The sequence below is a fragment of the Kosakonia sp. YIM B13571 genome, from assembly GCF_042788095.1.
GTDB classification, from domain to species: Bacteria; Pseudomonadota; Gammaproteobacteria; order Enterobacterales; family Enterobacteriaceae; genus Kosakonia; species Kosakonia quasisacchari.
Window position 1 is genome coordinate 34,661 of sequence record NZ_JBHZPL010000005.1, and the last position, 17,768, is coordinate 52,428.

Sequence of the window (17,768 nt, forward strand, 5' to 3'; positions counted from 1 at the left end):
TGCCAATAAGTCAACAATACGGTGTTGGTTGCCATTTAGTCAACGATTTTATGCACTTCTAGCGATGACGCCGCCCATACAAATGAATCACCAGCGCGGCGCTGTAAGCCATCACAATCGCGAGGCTCATTTTCCACATCGCTTCACCGCCGATGCCCGACAGCGGTGTGGCGATGCCGCCGAAGACAAACATCAGCATGCCCAGCAGCGCCGAGGCCGTACCGGAGTCGCGCGCTTCTACGCTGTTCATGGCTGCCGATCCGGCGAGGGTCAAAATCCCGCTGTTCAGCGCGACGGTGAAAAACAGCCCCACCAGCGCCAGCGTCATCATGCCGCTTAACGCAAAAAAGGCGGTGAGCAGCGCACTCATCACCGCCAGCACTAACCCGATGTTGAGCAGTTTCTGCCCGTCAATATGCCGCGCCAGGCGGGCAAAAATCAGTGCGGAAATAATCAAGCCAATCCCGTTGAAGCCAAACAGCAGGCTGAATTGCATTGCTGTAAGCCCATATTCGTTTTGCAGCACGAACGAGGATGAGCCGATATACGAAAACAGCCCTGCCAGCATAAACGCCTGGATAAAGCAGTACATGGAAAACGGCTTGTTCTTCAGCACGGTAATGGAGGTTTTCAGCAGCGAGCCGCCGCTGTTTTTCTCCTGCAATGTCTCTTTCAACACCAGCATGGCAGAAAGCAGCAATACCACACCGATTGCCGCCATTGTCCAGAACAGTGCCCGCCAGTGCAGGGTAGAGGTGATATACCCGCCGAGCACCGGTGAGACGATGGGCGCAATGCCGTTAATGGTCATCAGCAGGGCGAAAAATTGAGTCAGCAGCGTGCCGTGGTATTTGTCGCGCGCGATGGCACGGGATAGCACCGAGCCGCCCGCGCCAGCAATCCCCTGGATAAAACGCCAGAAAATCAGCCAGTAGATATCCTGCGTGGTGGCGCACAGCACTGAGGAAACGATAAACAGCAGCAGCGACAACAGCAGCGGGCGTTTGCGTCCCATCCGGTCGCTGAGTGGCCCGAAAAACAGCTGCCCCAACCCTAAGCCGATAAGCGAGGCAGTGAGTGAAAGTTGAATCAACGGGGTTGATGTGCCCAACTGTTGGCTGATGTCCGGCAGCGCGGGCAGGTAAAGATCGGTACAAATCGGCCCCATGGCCGTGAGCATGCCCAGCACAATGGCAAAAGCGGGAGAGATCCGTGACATAACTGCTCCGAAAACGCGCCGGATAGCCCGGCGCAAAAGTATTAGCGAACGCCGCCGCCCAGCGATTGCCAGAGCGTTATGCGGTTTTGCAGATCGGTTTGTTGTAGCGAAATCAGCGATGTTTTCGCCGTCCACAGTGCACGCTGCGCGGTTAACACCGACAAATAATCACCGGTTCCGGTGCTGTACTGGCGCTGGGCGATATCCAGCGCTTTCTGCTCGGCGGCGACATATTCACGCTGCGCGTCGAGTTGCTCGTTGAGTGTTTCGCGCCGCGCCAGCGCATCGGCAACATCTTTAAACGCGCTCTGAATGGTTTTTTCGTAGGTCGCGATCAGCCCTTTTTTCTGTGCTTCCGCGTAGCGCAACTGCGCGACATTTTTACCCCCGGCAAACAGCGGTAGCGAAATCGACGGCGCGAAAGACCACACTTGCAAGCCGTGGCTAAACAAAGAGGAGAGCGAGTCGCTGCCCACCCCGGCACTGGCGGTCAGCGAAATGGTCGGGAAGAAGTTCGCCCGCGCCGCGCCGATATTGGCGTTCGCGCTTTTCAGGTTATGTTCCGCTTCCTGAATATCCGGGCGGCGCAGCAGCACGGTAGAGGAAACGCCCGCTGGCGTTAGCGTAATACTGTTGTCGGCCAGACTCCCCAGCGTACCCGGTAGCAGCGACTCAGGCACCGTGTCGCCCGCCAGTAAATTGAGCGCGTTTTTATCCTGCGCCACCTGTGTTTGATAGCTGGCGACGCTGGCGCGCGCCTGCTGGAACACCGCCATGGCATCGGCGGTGTCACCGGCCGCCGCCACGCCGATCTGCTGTTTGCGTTTGACAATGTTTAGCGAGTTTTGCGCGCTCTCCATTGTCTGCTTCGCAAGTTCAAGGTTGCTGTTATCCGCTGCCAGCGTCACCCAGGCGGTGGTAATTTCCGCCACCATGCTCAAACGCGTGTTCTGCGCGGTGTATTCGCTGGCAAGCCAGGTTTCACGCTCTGCGCGAGTCAGGCTTTGGTTACGGCCAAACAGATCCAGCTCGAAGCTGGAGACCGCGCCATCGGCTTCGGCGCTGCTGGTTAAGCCGCTGGCGACGGTGCGGCTGCGCGTGCTGCTGAGCTCAGCATTCAGCGTCGGGAACAGCGCGGAGCGGTCTTCGGCATACAACGCACGTGCGGCATCGATGTCGGCAATCGCTTTTTGCACATCGCGGTTATGGGTCAGCGCATTGCTCACCACCTGTTTCAGGCGGTTGTCATTAACAATCTGCTGCCAGTCAGCAGCCACGGCTTTGGCCTGGCCCTGCGCTCCCGGTAACGACGCGGGAATGGGTGCCTGCGGGCGCTCGTAAGTCGGGTCGAGAGAGACACAACCGGCGCTCAGCAGGGCGAGGAAAAGAACACTTATACGCAACATGATTACTCCTGACGTGCGCGTTTACCGGTGAACAGTTTTTTCACCAGCACAAAGAACAGGGGAACAAAGAAGATGGCCAGTAGCGTCGCGGTGAGCGTCCCGCCGATGATCCCGGTGCCGATAGCGATGCGGCTGTTCGCACCTGCGCCAGTGGCGACGGCCAGCGGTGTGACCCCGGCGATAAATGCCAGTGACGTCATCATGATCGGGCGCAAGCGAGTCCGGGCTGCACGCAATGCGGCACGCGGCAAAGAGCTGCCCTGGTGTACCGCCGCTTCGGCGAACTCGACAATCAGAATGGCGTTTTTCGACGACAGGCCAATGGTGGTCAGCAGCGCGACCTGGAAGTAAACGTCGTTACTCAACCCGCGCATCCATGCCGCCAGCGCCGCGCCCAGCAAACCGAGCGGGATAACCAGGATCACCGAAATTGGCACAGACCAGCTTTCATACAGCGCCGCAAGGCACAGGAACACCACCATGATTGAAATGGCGTACAGACTCATGGCCTGGCCGCTGGCGAGTTTCTCCTGCAATGACAAGCCGCTCCACGCCCAGGTTGTCCCGGCAGGTAAGGTGTTCGCGAGGTTTTCCATTTTGGTCATCGCCACGCCGGAGCTGAAGCCGCTGGCATTCTCGCCCTGGATCTCGTAAGCCGCAGAACCGTTATAACGCACCAGCGTTTCCGGGCCGTATTCCCAATGGGTAGAGGCGAAGGCAGAGAACGGTGTCATGTCGTTATTGCTGCCGCGCACAAACCATTTATTCAGATCCGAAGGCGACGAGCGGGAATCGCTTTCACCCTGGATATAGACCTTTTTCACGCGTCCGCGATCGATAAAGTCATTGACGTAGGTACCGCCCCAGGCGCTGGAGAGCGTGTTGCTGACATCGCTCAGCGAAAGCCCCAACGCCACGGCTTTGTTGCTGTCGATATCAACCTGCAATTGCGGTGTTTCCGGCAGCGCGTTGGCGCGCACAGCGGTGAGTTCGCTGCTCTGCCTGGCGTTCGACAACAGCTGGTTACGCAGTTTCAGCAACTGGTCGCGGTCGGTGCTGCCGCTGGCAAGCAATTCGAAGGTGAAGCCGTTGCTTTGGCCGAGGCCGTCCACCGAAGGCGGCGTCATGGCGAAGATGCTGGCGTCGCGGATGCTGCTTAACTCGCGGCTGGCGCGTTGTGCAATCGCCTGAGCGGTATTTTCCTCGCCTTTACGTTGTGACCAGTTTTTCAGCGACACGAAAGCCATCCCGGCGTTCTGCCCGCTGCCGCTAAAGCTAAAACCGGTCACGGTGAAGATAGCCTCGGTGTTGGCTTTTTCCGTGTTGAGGAACCAGTTCGTTACTTTGTTAGCAACCGCGTCGGTACGTGTGGCGGTCGCCCCGGCAGGCAGGGTGAACTGCACCATGATTTCGCCCTGGTCTTCTGTCGGCAGGAAACTGCCAGGCAGTCGCCACATCACAAACGCCATGGCTGCGCAAAGCACGGCGTAAGTCCCGATAACGGTGACATTGCGGCGCAGCACGCGTAACACGCCATGCTGATACTTGTGCTCGGTGTTGGTGTAAAAGCGGTTAAACGCGCCGAAGAAGCCTTTTTTATGCGGCGTGCTGTGTTGCATTATCGAGCCGCAGAGCGCCGGGGTTAAAGTCAGTGCTACCACTACCGACAACGCCATTGCCGAGATAATGGTGACGGAGAACTGGCGATAAATCACGCCGGTGGAACCGCCGAAAAATGCCATCGGCAGGAAGACGGCGGAGAGCACCAGTGCGATAGCGATCAGCGCACCGGAGATTTCGCCCATCGATTTGATGGTCGCTTCGCGGGCGGGCAGGCCTTCGTCGCGCATGATGCGCTCGACGTTCTCCACCACCACAATGGCGTCATCCACCAGCAGGCCGATTGCCAGCACCATGGCAAACAGCGTCAGCGTGTTTATCGAGTAGCCAAACAGCGACAGCACGCCAAATGTCCCCAGCAACACCACCGGCACCGCCAGCGCCGGGATCAGCGTCGCGCGGAGATTTTGCAAAAACAGGTACATCACGCAGACCACCAGAATGATGGCTTCAATCAGCGTTTGCACCACGTCTTCAATCGAGATCTTAATAAATTCGGTGCTGTCTTTCGGGTATGCCACATCGTAACCCTGCGGCATGCTGTGGCGGTACTCGGCGATTTTATCTTTCACCCGTGTTGCGGTCTCCAGCGCGTTCGCGCCGGGTGCCAACATCACCGCCAGACCCGCCGCCGGGTGGCCGTTCAGCTTTGCCGACGCGACATAATCTTCACTGCCCATTTCAACGCGTGCGACATCTTTCACCCGTACGACAGCACCGTTGCTCTCGCTTTTGATGATAATGTCCTGGAACTGCGCCACGGTTTGCAGGCGCGACTGGGCACGCACCGTTGCGGTGAGTTGCTGCTGGCCGGAAGAGGGCAGCGCACCGATTTTACCGGCAGAAACCTGCACGTTTTGCGCTTCAATCGCGGTCTGTACATCGGACGGCATCAGCGAGTACGAGGCGAGTTTGTCAGGATCCATCCAGATACGCATTGCGTATTCCGCGCCGAATACCTGCAAACTCCCGACACCGTTCACACGCGCCAGCGGATCTTGCATGTTACTGACCAGCCAGTCGGCGATGTCGGAACTGGTGGCGCGGTCGGTTTTATCGTACAGCCCCATGATCAGCAGGAAGTTACTCTGGGATTTCACCACCGTCACGCCGGATTGGGTGACTTCTGTCGGTAAGCGGGACTCCGCCTGCTGCACTTTGTTTTGCACCTGCACCTGCGCGGTATCCGGGTCGGTGCCTTGCTCAAAGGTGACGGTAATATCCACCTGGCCATCGGAGCTGCTGGTGGAGGTGAAATAGAGCAGGTTATCCAGCCCGGTAAGTTGCTGCTCAATCACCTGGGTAACGCTGTTTTCCAGCGTCTGCGCCGAGGCGCCGGTATAGGTCGCGCTGATTTTTATCGCAGGTGGCGCAACATCCGGATACTGCGCCACCGGCAAGGTGCGGATCGCCAGAATACCGGCCATCATGATGAGGATCGCGATTACCCAGGCAAAAACCGGGCGGCGCACAAAGAAGCTGGAGAACATCAGGCTTTTCCTCCGTTGTCTTGCGAGATTTCAACGGCTTTCACGGCGGATCCTGCGGCGACTTTATCGGTACCTTCGACGATCAGTTTGTCGCCGTTTTCCAGACCTTTCAGGACTAACCATTTATCGCCATAGGTATCGCCGGTTTCGATATTGCGCTGCTCAACCTGATTCTGCGCATTGACCACCAGCGCAGTGGCATTGCCTTTCGCATCGCGTGTGATGCCTTGCTGCGGCGCGAGGATCGCGTTTGCCATCACCCCTTCTTCCACACGGGCGCGCACAAACATCCCCGGCAACAGTTGCTGATGCGGATTCGGGAACACCGCGCGCAGCGTAACGGAGCCGGTGGACTCATCAACCGCTACTTCGGTGAGCGCCAGTCGGCCTTTTTCGCTGTAGGTGCTGCCATCTTCCAGCGTCAGCGTGACGGCGAGCGTATTGCTGTCGCTGGCCAGTGCTTGTTGGCGCAGGCGCAGCAGATCCACACTTGAACGGGTGAGATCGACATACATGGTGTCGAGCCCGCGCACGGTTGCCAGCGCCGTGGTCTGTTCCGCCGTGACCAGCGCGCCAGGCGTGACGGATGAGATGCCAATGCGTCCACTGATCGGTGAGGTGACAGTGGTCCAGTTCAGGTTGATGCGCGCGCTTTCCAGCGCCGCTTTCTTCGCGCTAACACTGGCTTTGTCCTGCGCGCAGGTGGATTGTGCATCCTCTGCGTCCTGGCGCGAGACACCGTCTTCTTTCACCAGTTGCGCGTAACGGGTGGCTTTCTGGCAATCGGACGTCACCAGCGCTTGCGCCTGTTTCAGCGCGGCGTCGGCTTCATCAAACGCGGCGCGGTAGCTGGAAGGATCGATCTGGTAAAGCGCCTGCCCGGCCTTTACCGTATCGCCTTCCGTAAACAAGAGTTTTTGAATGATGCCGCCAACTTGCGGTCGCACCTCCGCGGAAAGTGACGCGGCGGTACGCCCGGTTAACATGCTGGTCACGGCGAGCGGCTGGCTTTTCAGGGTGACGACGCCAACTTGCTGGGTTGGGTGTTGTGCAGGTGGCGTGGCGTTATCGCATCCAACCAGCGCGAATGCGGCCATTAACGTTGTTGTTATTAACTTCATGACTATTTTCCTGGCATGAGCGAAGCCTGCCCGTTTTTAAAACAGGATAAGAAGCAGGCGAGTTAGCGCTTATTTCCTAAGGGTTAGAAATAAGCGCGGATTAATATTTGTAGGGTTATTTATTTGGCAGGAATATCATCGTGATAATTTCCTGGTACAGCTGTTTTAACTGCGCCGGATCGCATTTTTGCGGTGTTAAACGGCGCAATGTCGCACCTTCCATCAGGCCTGCCAACAGTTCCACGCAGCAGCGCACATGCTCGGCGCTTAAATGTGGATGTCGGCTTTGCATATGATTGCAGGCATTGTTAAACATGCGGGCGTCGGCTTCGACCATCATCGCCTGAACCTGCGGGTTGCGCGTCGCTTCGGCGGACATCTCCAGCATTAACGCGTCGTCATCCGGGCTAAGCGTTTGCCGCCAGGCCAGCACTTCCGGCAGGTGCGTGGTTTCAGCTTTGTTTTCCATTTCTGCGATGCGGTAGTCGATGATACGGCGAACAATCTCCTCAATAATGGCGTCTTTACTGCTGAAGTAGCGGTAGATCTGCCCGACGCTCAACTGGGCTTCCAGGGCGATTTGCGACATGCTGGCGGCGTGAAAACCGCTCACGCGAAAACGCCGACGGGCGGCGGCGATAATCTCATCTTTACGCTGCTGATGGCGTTGTTCCTGCGCGGTTTTCGGCGGCATCGGTAACCCTCGGCTGATTGATTTTGAGAATGATCGTTCTCAACTGCGGATAGATTAAACGAAGTTATGTTTTTCGCGTAAGCATTTCCTGCGTAAATTATTGCAATTTACAAAAATTGACATTATGAAGAAATAATGAAAAAGAGTGGAGAATTGCAGCGAGAAATAATAGCGGAGAGATTTGATATTAATTTGAAGACATTGTGATAGGTTGCAAATATATAAAACCGGTGCCGCTTATTGGCACCGGTTATTTTTTTGCGTTTATTCTTTTCTCTGCTGATGAATAGCCAGCCCACTTTCGCCCGGTGCAATGTCAGGGCGCAGCGTCAGTGACGGGATAGTGTAATCCCCGCCGTTTTGCTGGCGAAACGGCAGCGGTGGCGTCTGCCATAACGTATCCAGCCGCTGTGCCAGTGTTTCACAGTGTGTAGCAAATCGCGCCTCATCAACGCGGCTGGTGCGGTAAATCACCAGTGGCGGCAGCACCTCAAAACCCGGGTAAAACAGCATGCCATGCTGGATCGGGAAAAGAATATCGTCGATAGGTCCGTTGATACCGCGCGGGCTGTAGTGCGATTCCCAACCGCCAGCGGTGACCAGCAACATGGCACGTTTCCCGGCCAGGCTGCCTTCGCCGTAGCGATCGCCCCAGTGCGTGTCGCTGTGTTCGCCCACACCGTAGGCAAAGCCACAGGCGTAAACGCGGTCGATCCAGCCTTTCATGATGGCGGGCATGGAAAACCACCACAGAGGAAACTGGAAAATCACCGCGTCGGCCCAGCGCAGTTTGGCTTGTTCGGCAGTAATATCCGCAGATTGTCTGCCCTGCTCGAATGCATGTTTCGAATCTGCTGACGGGTTGAAAACGTCGCCAACGGGCGCATCAAGGCTGTCGTCCGCGTCGAGCTGTGCTTTCCATTTCATGGCGTACAGGTCGGAAACCTCGACATGATGGCCTGCTTGTTCGAGGTGCTGCACGGCGAACGCTTTCAGCGCGCCATTCAGCGAATGCGGCTGCGGATGGGCATAAACGATCAATACATTCATAACAACTCCCGGCAATAAGATTGAAGCTGCAGGGTAGGCGAAGCGCAGATATAGTAGAAATTAATTGCTGATATCACAGGTATAGTCATGATTAATCTCAACCGCCTGGATCTGAATTTGCTCCTGACGCTCGATGTATTGCTCCGCGAGCACAATGTGACGCGCGCAGCGCAGCGGCTGAACCTGTCCCAGCCTTCGGTGAGTGTACAACTGGCGCGGTTGCGGGAGATCTTTGACGATCCATTGCTGTTGCCCGGCCCGCGCGGTATGCAGCCGACAGTGCGGGCTGATGAACTGCGCGAACCGTTACGCCAGGCGCTGGAAGCGCTGGAGCGCGCAGTGTCGCCGGTCAATGCATTTGAGCCTGCCCGTGCCAGTGTTACCTGGCGCATTGCGGCGACTGACTATACCGAATCGGCGGTACTGCTGCCGCTGCTGCATACTCTGCGCCGTGACGCACCCGCCAGCCGCCTCGCGGTGTTTGAACTTAATCCCGGTCAAATTAAGCGCCAGGCCGAGCAGGGCGATATCGATCTGTTCTTCCATTTACGTGACGGCGCACCGGCGTCACTGCATCAGCGGTTGTTGTTTACTGAACGCTACGTACTTGCCGGTCGTTTAGACCATCCGGCGCTTAAACGCCGGCCATCACTCAAACAGTTCTGCCAACTGGAGCATGTGATTGTCTCGCCGGAGGGCGGTGGTTTTCAGGCGGCAACGGATGAAGCGCTGGCGGCTCACGGGTTAACGCGCAATGTGGTGCTTTCGGTGCCGCACTTCCTGTTTATGCTGGATGTATTGGCGCGCACGGATTTGGTCGCCGTACTGCCGGAACGGCTTGTTGCTACCACTGGCGCGTTGCAGGTCGTTGATCCGCCTCTTGATCTGCCGGGCTTCGATATGCTGATGCTCTGGCATGAGCGGTTGCACCGCGATCCCGGACATAAATGGCTGCGCCAGCAGGTTCTCGCTGTGTTGGGAAACGCCGACAGTATTAACCCTCGTTAATGCGTATGTGAGAATAATTCTCAACATTATTGAAGCGCATCAGGGCGAATGATAAGGTGTAGGCCGTTTCGCCCGCTCATGGGTGAGGGTTCGACAGATAGCGATGGCTGCCGTCTATGCAAAAAAGACACTTTTCAATTGAAGACTTTATCGGGTTTGGCGAGCGTTATGGGATTGATTACCGCTTCCCCTCGCTGGCAACCGGTCTTTTCAGTCAAGCGCAACGCATTGTGATTCAGGGCGACGTCGAAGAGATGACGCTCTCCTCCGGGATTAATCTTACCCGTTCTGATATTCGCGTTTTGCAACCTTATGAAACCACCTCGCTGCACAGTTGCCCGCTCTATATGCTGGTGGTATTGGAAGGCAGCGTGATGCTGCGCCTGAACGGCGAGGAGTTTGTTGTGCGCTCCGGCATGGCGTTTACCTCGCGCCTGAGCGAACACCAGGTGATGAACGCCAGCCATCTGGCGGATTGCCATCTGCGCACCTTATCACTTGGCGTTGATCCGGCAAGCTGCTGGCAATCGCCGCTCCTCACCGCACTTTTGCAACAGTGGGAAGCGCACGGCGCACCGACCTTTTTATGGCAGGTGCCGGGCTTTTTACTGTCTGGTTTACAGCAAACGCAGCAAACCTCGCTGCCCGCGCTCTCCCGCCAACTGATGCTGGAAGGGGTGATGCTGCAACTGCTGGGTAACGCGCTGTCGCAGCGTATGCAAGGGCAGGAGAGACGCCACACAATCCCATGTGGCGCGCAGCAGCGGCTGGAAAACGTGCGCCGTTTGCTGGAACAGCACCCCGAAAAAGAGTACACCCTGGCAGCACTGGCGCAGTTGGCAGCGATGAGCGCCAGCAGCCTGCGCGTGAAATTCCGCCAGGCGTATGGCCAATCTGTGTTTGATTACCTGCGCGACTGCCGTCTTGAGCTGGCGCGTCGCTATCTGGCGGAAGGCTACAGCGTGCAGCAGGCCGCGTGGATGTCCGGTTATCAGCATGCCACCAACTTTTCCACCGCATTTCGCCGCCGCTACGGCATGGCACCCAGCGAAATCCGCGCTTCCTGATTTTCCCCTCTGTAGACCCGCGTTGCCGATGTGTGCGCGCTTTTATCATCTTGCATACGTGAATCATCACTGCGCATAGCTATTGATGAATTCAAAAGGGTAATAATTCTTATTTACAATAATAATGGCTTCTGGAGATTTTCATGTTCGCAAAAACGCGACTGGCACTGATGATTGGCTGCATAACCGGCGGGATGAGCGTAACGGCGCTGGCACAAGAAACAAATGCCCGCAACGATACCGTGGTAGTGACTTCACAAATGCAAAGCGGCGCGACCAAGCTGGAGACGCCGGATATCGAAACACCGCAGGCGGTATCGATTGTCACCCGCCAGCAGTATGAAGAGCAGGGCGCAATCAGCGTACGCCAGGCGGTGAGTTACACGCCGGGCGTTTACAGCAACCAGATCGGCGCATCCAACCGTTTTGACTACATCGTGCTGCGCGGTTTCTCTGACGGCAGCCTGGATAACGTCTATCTCGACGGCCTGAAAATGATGGGCGACACCAACTCTCACAGTTCGTTGGTCATCGATCCGTGGTTCCTGGATAGCGTGGAAGTGGTGCGCGGCCCGGCATCGGTGCTGTATGGACGTTCATCGCCAGGCGGCATTGTGGCGCTGAATTCGCGCAAACCGTCGTTTGATCCCGGCGGTGAAGTGAAGCTGTTCGCCGGAAACAACAACCAGCGCGGCGCGGCGTTTGATGTCACCGGCCCGGTGGATGATAACGACCGCGTGGCGGTGCGTTTAACCGGTATGACGCGCTATGCGGATTCGCAGTTTGACCATCTGAAAGAGCAGCGTTATGCCATCGCGCCGAGCCTGACCTGGCGTATTACCGATCAAACGCGCCTGGAGCTGATGGCCTATCTGCATCGCGATCCGGAAGGCGGCAGCCACTCCGGTCTGCCGTATGAAGGCACCGTGGTGCCGCACGCGGGCAAGAAAATCTCAAACACATTTTTTGAAGGCGAAGACGATTACGACAAATACGATCGCCGGGAAAATATGGTCGGCTACAATTTTGAGCACGCGTTTGATAGCGGTTGGTCGGTGCGTCAGAAACTGCGCTACCTGCGCACCAAAGTCGATCTTAACCAGGTGTATGCCGCGGGTTGGCTGAACGATACCGATCTAAATCGGGGTTATTCCGGCTCGGATGAATCGCTCTCAGCGGTGACGCTGGATAACCAGATTGATGGCAGCATTGATACCGGCGTTATTAACCATCGCTTGTTGTTCGGTGTGGACTATCAGCGTCGCAGCAATAACGTCACCGCCTCTTACGGCAGCTTCCCGGCAATCGACGCTTTCCACCCGGTTTATGGTGCCGATCCGCTGTCTATTGCTGTTTACAGCCGTGAAAAACATAAACTTGAGCAGACCGGGATCTACGCGCAGGATCAGATGTCACTGGACAGATGGCGTCTGACGCTGGGCGGCCGTCACGATCAGGTGAAGATCACTAACGTCAACAAGATCAACGACACCAGCGATACGCTGGATAAGAACCACTTCAGCAGCCGCGCGGCGCTGATGTATCTGTTTGATAGCGGTTTTGCGCCGTATGTCAGCTACTCGACCGCGTTTACACCGACCAGCTTTACCGACGAGTACGGCAAGATCCTGCAACCGATGAAAGGCAAACAGTGGGAAGCGGGGCTGAAATTCCAGCCGGAAGGCTCGCAAACGATGTATAGCGCGTCGGTGTATCGCATCAACCAGGAGAACATCGCCACCAAAGTGGAGCCGACCGATCCCTACCGTTCCATTGGCGAGATCGAATCCGAAGGTGTGGAACTGGAAGCGGTGGGGCAACTGACGGACAACCTGCGTTTGCAGGCGGCCTATACCTACAACGATATTCGCTACAAGAAGAGCAGTGCGCAGGAGCAGGGCAACCGTGCGGTGTACGCGCCGCGTAACCAGGCCAGCGCGTGGCTCAGCTATGACGTAAAAGAGGGGATGCTGAACGGGCTGACCGTCGGTTCCGGTGTGCGCTATGTCAATGGCATCACCTCCGATCGCCAGAACACGCACACGCTGCCATCTTACACACTGGTCGATCTGGCGGTGGGTTATGACCTGAGTAATGTGGGTCTGAAAGGGGTGAGTGCGCAGGTTAACGTCAATAATCTGACTGACAAACGCTATGTCGCGGCGTGTAATTCACTCTCTTATTGCTACTTCGGTGCGGAACGTAGCATCGTCGGCAGCCTCTCGTACCGCTTCTGATGCACAATGTTCACCCGGCTTTGCGCCGGGTGAACGCGGGTATTAACTCAAATCCACGTTTTTGTGACCAAAGAACCAGGTGGCGAGAAAACCGCACACATAGGCGACAACCACGCCTGCTGCGTAGACCGCCATTCCCGTGTAGATCCCCTGCCCGGAGGTCATCAACGGCAGCGCCACCAGGCCAGAAGGGCCGAACACGGTATTTAACCCAACCGGCAAACCGAACCAGGCGAAAGTGCCAATAAAGAAACCGCCGCAGGCGCCGCCGATACAGGCCGTGACAAACGGTTTTACACGCGGCAGGGTGACAGCGTATATCAACGGTTCACCGACACCGAGCAGGCCAGGAATGATCGCGCCACGAATCTGATTACGCAGAACCGACTCTTGCGCCGAGCGGAAATAAAGCGCCAGTGCCGCGCCCACCTGGCCGCCGCCCGCCATCGCCAGAATCGGGAACAGCGAATTAAAACCCTGCGCGTCCATCAACGCGAAATAGACCGGAATAAAACCCTGATGCACGCCAAACACCACAGCAATCAGGAACAGCCCGGCCAGCACGGCACAGCCGAACGGGTTGCCGTTAAGATGCAGGAACAACCATGACATTCCCTTAAACAGCTCAACGCCGATCGGCATAATCACCGTGAAGGTGAGCGCGCCGGTAATCAGTAGTGTCAGCAACGAGGTGAGGATCATGTCGAGATTATCCGGCATGATTTTACGGATCTGCCGCTCGATCCACGCGCCCACGATCGCTGCGATCAGCACGCCAATAATGTTGCCGCGCGGATCGATGCCCATACCGAAAAAGTTATCGATGCCGGAAAAATAGCCCACTGTCGCTTTCGGATCGTAACCGAGCACAAAGAGCGCGGCGATGATTGCGCCATTGACGCCGCTACCGCCGAAGGCTTTCTGCGCGTTGTAGCCAATCAAAATCGGCAGGAAAGTGAACAGCCCTTTGCCGAAAACTTTCATATACCCAACAACATGCACCAGCGTGGCATTTTTTTCGGCGGCATTGACGAGCAGACTTTGCTCAATCAGGGTGGCGAAGCCGAGCAGCATCCCGGCGGCGATAAAACCGGGGATCAGTGGCGTAAAAATAGTAGAGAATTTCGCCAGAAACTGGTGCACCCCGCTGGTCTGTTTCGCTTTCATCTGCTGTTTGGTATCGCTGGCGATACTTTTCAGCGACGCCGTTTCCACAGACGCGCTGACGCCGCCTGTCATCGCGCTCATCATTTCTGCCGCCGTTTGCGCTTTGCCGGGGCCAACGATGATTTGCAACTGATCGTCGCTGTTTACCACGCCGAGAACGCCGGGCAGCGCTTTGAGTCCGGCGTTATCCACCAGCGCATCGTTGTTTAACGTCAGGCGCAGCCGGGTCATGCAGTTGCCGCAGGTGTTAATATTCTCTTTGCCGCCCACCAGTTGCAGGATCGAGGCAATAAACTGCTCGCTGATTTTGGCCATTATTTGACTCCCGCGTTAGCCAGTGCCTGGCGAATAAACCCACCGTTATCGGCTAACAGGCGTGCTGCCTGTTCAGCGCTCAGCCCACCTAACACCATGACGATGGCGGTTTTACAATGCCCATCACAAGCCTGTAGTGCCTGGGTTGCGGTGGCGCTGTCGCAATCGGTCGCTTCCATCACAATGTTAATTTGCCGCTGCACCAGCTTCTGGTTGGTGGCTTCCACATCGACCATTAAGTTGCCGTACACTTTGCCGCTGCGGATCATCGCGCCGGTGGTCAGCATGTTCAGCACCAGTTTCTGCGCCGTTCCGGCTTTCATCCGCGACGAGCCGGTGACAACTTCCGCGCCTACCACCGGCACGATGGCGATATCGGCGATTTGCGCCATTTCGCTGCCCGCGTTACAGGTCAGTGCGACGGTGGTCGCACCGAGTTTTTGGGCATATTGCATTGCCGCAATGACATACGGGGTGCGGCCGCTGGCTGCGATACCGACCAGGATGTCGTTCGCGTTAAAATTGAGTGCCTTAAGATCGTCGACACCGAGCGTCAGGCTGTCTTCGGCATTTTCTACCGCCTGCAAAATGGCACGATGGCCGCCAGCTATCAAGCCAACCACCTGCTCGCGCGGCGTACCATAGGTTGGCGGGCACTCGCTGGCATCAAGGATCCCAAGCCGCCCGGATGTGCCTGCGCCGCAGTAAATCAAGCGCCCACCTTTCTGGAAAGCCGCGACAATGGCGTCCACCGCCAGCGTGATAGCCGGGATCGTTTTTTCCACCGCCAATGCCACTTTTTGATCTTCACGGTTGATAACTCTCAACATCGCTTCGGTATCAAGCATGTCAATGTCAGCGCTGGCGGTATTGCGGCCTTCGGTAGTCAGTCTGGAGAGATCAATGTTCATCAACGTTTCGCTCAACTCGGTTTCACTGTTCTTTGCCTGCTGCACAATGGCTCAGGCACCCAGTAAGGAATAATATATTACTCATGAAATGTTTAATAAGAATAATTTATTCTTATCTGCTTATTACGCCAGAAATGTGACGCCGTTCATGCGGAAATATTCCAGACAGATTTTACTTACGGGCATGTTTTCTAAGACTTAATTATTTAATGTCATTGATTGATGGGACTTTTCATCTTGTCTGCGTTAAAAGACCCACCGGCTTTATCACTCTGTGGTCAGTCACCCATACCATTATGACGCTTGTTATCTGCAAGGATGATGCAATGCATAAGTTGAATTCCGTCGCTACTTTCCCTCTCTGGCAGAGCCCGCAGCTGTCGTTGCGTTGCACTTTACAGTGGCGCAGCTTTGCAAAGGTAGCAGTGCTCTTTGATGTGCAGGAGAAAGCATTGCTCGGTGCGCAATGTGCTGTGCTAAGCCAGGCAGGTGTAAGTGCTGAACAACTCTGGCCTGTTGCCAGAGCGACGGGGGGTGATGGCAGACTGGCTGAATTACAGACACAGTGCATGGTATTGAGCGAAGCGCAACGGCAAGGGTGGCGCAATATCCTGCTGTTTAATGCCGGGTTTCAGCTGGTGCAGGATGAAAGGCTGTTTGCGCAGGTGAATCATATCTTTGCCAGCCTTAATCGGCTGGACTGGCATGCCTTGCTGCTGGGCGGGCATTACCAGCATTTCTCGCCGCTGCTGGCGATACCCGGTGTTGCGCGTGTGCATCACGCGGATAGCGCTGCGGCATATGCCGTTAACGGCAGCTATTACCCAGTGTTATTAAATGCTTACCATCGTGCGATAGAACATGCCGCCAGCCTCAATGATATTTGGCCATTATTAATGGGGAAACATTGCTGGTTGGCGGTGAATCCGGGCATGGTCAGTTGGTGTGATAACAACCCAACGCCGTTCCCTACTTATCGTCCAGCGGGTAGAGAAAGATCATACCGTTTTGCATAGTGACCATCGGCACGCCATCTGGCCAAAGTTGTTGCATACGCACTTGTGAATGCATCAATAAATCGATGTTGCTGGCAAGCAATGGGGTGTCCGGCGAGGGTACGAAATGAACAGGTGTGTAGGTAAAAATGCGTTTCTCGCCCGCCTGGTTTTTCTGCACGAAACTCCCTTTTAACCTGAACTGAGGGTTATTCGGACTGCTGACATGGCTAATAATCGTCTCTCCAACCGTGGAGAACTGGACGTCATAAAGCTCTTTTTGCTGCTGGGGCAAATCGTAAAAACCAAATTGCTGCGTCATGTTACTACCCGGTTTTAATGCGGGTTGCGAACGATGCCAAAAATAGCTGCAGGCAGCGACAATCAGTACTGCGAGCATCAGTAGCACCTCGGACTTACGCGGTTTTGCAAGGTGCCATTTCATCGAGTTTTCTCCGTGTTTCATTAAGTATCAATTCATTAAGTGAAGCCAAATTTGCCCGCCAGTGATAGATCTGCATCGCCAGAATATTCTGCCCACAGGTGCTGTGTAAGCGCAGGGTGAGGTTCAGCGTTTGGTTATCACTGCGCGAATAGATGCTCAGGTTGATAGATTCCTTTTTTATCTGCTCATTTAAAAGGTAATAGGTGTCCTTGAGCCGATTGTAGACGGTGGCTTGATCTTGCAGACGCTCACCCGTCTCAACGAGCGTATACAGACGAATATTGCTGTACTCATTTTTCGCCAGTTCTTCAGGTTTTATGAGCTGACTGCGACCGGCTGTGAAATAAACGATAAAGGCGATAAAAAGCGCGACAACCAGTAATAGCGAGACGATGATTCCACGGCGATAGCGCGTTGATTGTTCAGGTGTTTTATGAGTCACATCAGAAGAGGGCAGCGTATGGGTTGTGTTCGCCTCTGTGAGGGATTTCTCATTGTCTAACGAAATATCTTCCTGTGGGCTTTCAACCTGCTGGCAATATTCTGCATCCAGCACGTAGCCCCGCTTAGGCACGGTACGAATAATGCGTTGCTGTTTGCCGTCATCTTCCAGTGCTGCGCGCAGCGCGTGAATTGCATTTGGCAGGCTATTATTGCCGATGACCCGCCCCTCCCAGACCTGGTTGGTCAACTCTTCGCGCGTAAAAACCTTACCCGGGTTCTGTTGCAGCAGATCCAGCAATTTGAGCTGATACGCGCCCAGCCGCTTATGTTCTTCGGTGACTAAATGAATAATTGAGCCGGAAGGCAAATCAATTAACCAATTGTTAATAGCACAACAATTTTTTTTCATGACGAATTTCGAGTAGCTCCATCCTGGAACAAGCGATTATTAAGGTTGTTAAAAGTAATTGAGAATTAATTAACATGAAGGCGCGTGAGCAAATCTTCTAGCCTCTGTAATCATTCCATATGAGATATTAATAATACTACTGTGCGATAGGTGAATTATATGCAAATTCA

General features: G+C 55.5%; 14 protein-coding genes. 4 read left to right on the forward strand and 10 right to left on the reverse strand.

The features are described from left to right. Positions 1 to 58: 58 nt before the first annotated feature. The 6 genes from ACFX4O_RS14105 to ACFX4O_RS14130 form a co-directional block, all read right to left on the reverse strand. On the reverse strand, positions 59 to 1,219 hold the full coding sequence (locus ACFX4O_RS14105; RefSeq protein ID WP_380208937.1) for a multidrug effflux MFS transporter: 1,161 nt from the start codon (positions 1,217 to 1,219) through the stop codon (positions 59 to 61). Between the two features lie 41 nt (positions 1,220 to 1,260). Then, positions 1,261 to 2,625 (reverse strand): efflux transporter outer membrane subunit, encoded by a 1,365-nt coding sequence (locus ACFX4O_RS14110; protein WP_380208939.1) that lies wholly within the window; start codon positions 2,623 to 2,625, stop codon positions 1,261 to 1,263. A gap of 2 nt (positions 2,626 to 2,627) precedes the next feature. Next, positions 2,628 to 5,735 (reverse strand): efflux RND transporter permease subunit, encoded by a 3,108-nt coding sequence (locus ACFX4O_RS14115; RefSeq protein WP_380208941.1) that lies wholly within the window; start codon positions 5,733 to 5,735, stop codon positions 2,628 to 2,630. Beyond that, positions 5,735 to 6,856 (reverse strand): efflux RND transporter periplasmic adaptor subunit, encoded by a 1,122-nt coding sequence (locus tag ACFX4O_RS14120; RefSeq protein WP_380208943.1) that lies wholly within the window; start codon positions 6,854 to 6,856, stop codon positions 5,735 to 5,737. The genes ACFX4O_RS14115 and ACFX4O_RS14120 overlap by 1 nt, the downstream gene beginning before the upstream one ends. Before the next feature lie 115 nt (positions 6,857 to 6,971). Further along, entirely contained in the window at positions 6,972 to 7,550 is a 579-nt protein-coding gene (locus ACFX4O_RS14125; RefSeq protein ID WP_380208945.1) for a TetR/AcrR family transcriptional regulator, read from the reverse strand. Between the two features lie 264 nt (positions 7,551 to 7,814). Then, complete coding sequence (locus tag ACFX4O_RS14130) at positions 7,815 to 8,600, reverse strand: NAD(P)H-dependent oxidoreductase (protein ID WP_380208946.1); 786 nt, start codon at positions 8,598 to 8,600, stop codon at positions 7,815 to 7,817. A gap of 87 nt (positions 8,601 to 8,687) precedes the next feature. On the opposite strand from ACFX4O_RS14130, the gene ACFX4O_RS14135 reads away from it, so the two are divergent. The 3 genes from ACFX4O_RS14135 (at position 8,688) to ACFX4O_RS14145 (ending at position 12,912) form a co-directional block, all read left to right on the forward strand. Beyond that, positions 8,688 to 9,608, forward strand: a complete 921-nt coding sequence (locus tag ACFX4O_RS14135) for a LysR family transcriptional regulator (RefSeq protein WP_380208948.1) — start codon at positions 8,688 to 8,690, stop codon at positions 9,606 to 9,608. A gap of 116 nt (positions 9,609 to 9,724) precedes the next feature. Then, positions 9,725 to 10,675: a helix-turn-helix domain-containing protein gene (locus ACFX4O_RS14140; RefSeq protein WP_380208950.1), complete on the forward strand. Its 951-nt coding sequence runs from the start codon at positions 9,725 to 9,727 to the stop codon at positions 10,673 to 10,675. Positions 10,676 to 10,818: 143 nt separating this feature from the next. Beyond that, positions 10,819 to 12,912: a TonB-dependent siderophore receptor gene (locus tag ACFX4O_RS14145; protein ID WP_380208952.1), complete on the forward strand. Its 2,094-nt coding sequence runs from the start codon at positions 10,819 to 10,821 to the stop codon at positions 12,910 to 12,912. 42 nt (positions 12,913 to 12,954) lie between these two features. Here ACFX4O_RS14145 and murP read toward each other — a convergent pair whose 3' ends face one another. Together murP and murQ are read right to left on the reverse strand one after the other, a co-directional pair. Beyond that, positions 12,955 to 14,394, reverse strand: coding sequence for a PTS N-acetylmuramic acid transporter subunit IIBC (gene murP, locus ACFX4O_RS14150; RefSeq protein ID WP_380208954.1), 1,440 nt, complete (start codon positions 14,392 to 14,394; stop codon positions 12,955 to 12,957). Then, positions 14,394 to 15,305: an N-acetylmuramic acid 6-phosphate etherase gene (gene murQ / locus ACFX4O_RS14155; protein WP_380209219.1), complete on the reverse strand. Its 912-nt coding sequence runs from the start codon at positions 15,303 to 15,305 to the stop codon at positions 14,394 to 14,396. Before murQ ends, murP begins: the two co-directional genes overlap by 1 nt. A 326-nt stretch (positions 15,306 to 15,631) precedes the next feature. Between murQ and ACFX4O_RS14160 the strand changes: the two genes are divergently transcribed. Beyond that, a complete protein-coding gene (locus tag ACFX4O_RS14160; RefSeq protein WP_380208956.1) occupies positions 15,632 to 16,321 on the forward strand; it encodes a hypothetical protein in 690 nt (229 codons plus the stop codon). On the opposite strand, the gene ACFX4O_RS14165 is transcribed toward ACFX4O_RS14160, so the two are convergent. Further along, complete coding sequence (locus ACFX4O_RS14165) at positions 16,275 to 16,745, reverse strand: hypothetical protein (RefSeq protein WP_380208958.1); 471 nt, start codon at positions 16,743 to 16,745, stop codon at positions 16,275 to 16,277. The genes ACFX4O_RS14160 and ACFX4O_RS14165 overlap by 47 nt on opposite strands. Further along, on the reverse strand, positions 16,717 to 17,598 hold the full coding sequence (locus ACFX4O_RS14170; protein ID WP_380208960.1) for a transcriptional regulator: 882 nt from the start codon (positions 17,596 to 17,598) through the stop codon (positions 16,717 to 16,719). The genes ACFX4O_RS14165 and ACFX4O_RS14170 overlap by 29 nt, the downstream gene beginning before the upstream one ends. Positions 17,599 to 17,768: the final 170 nt, after the last annotated feature.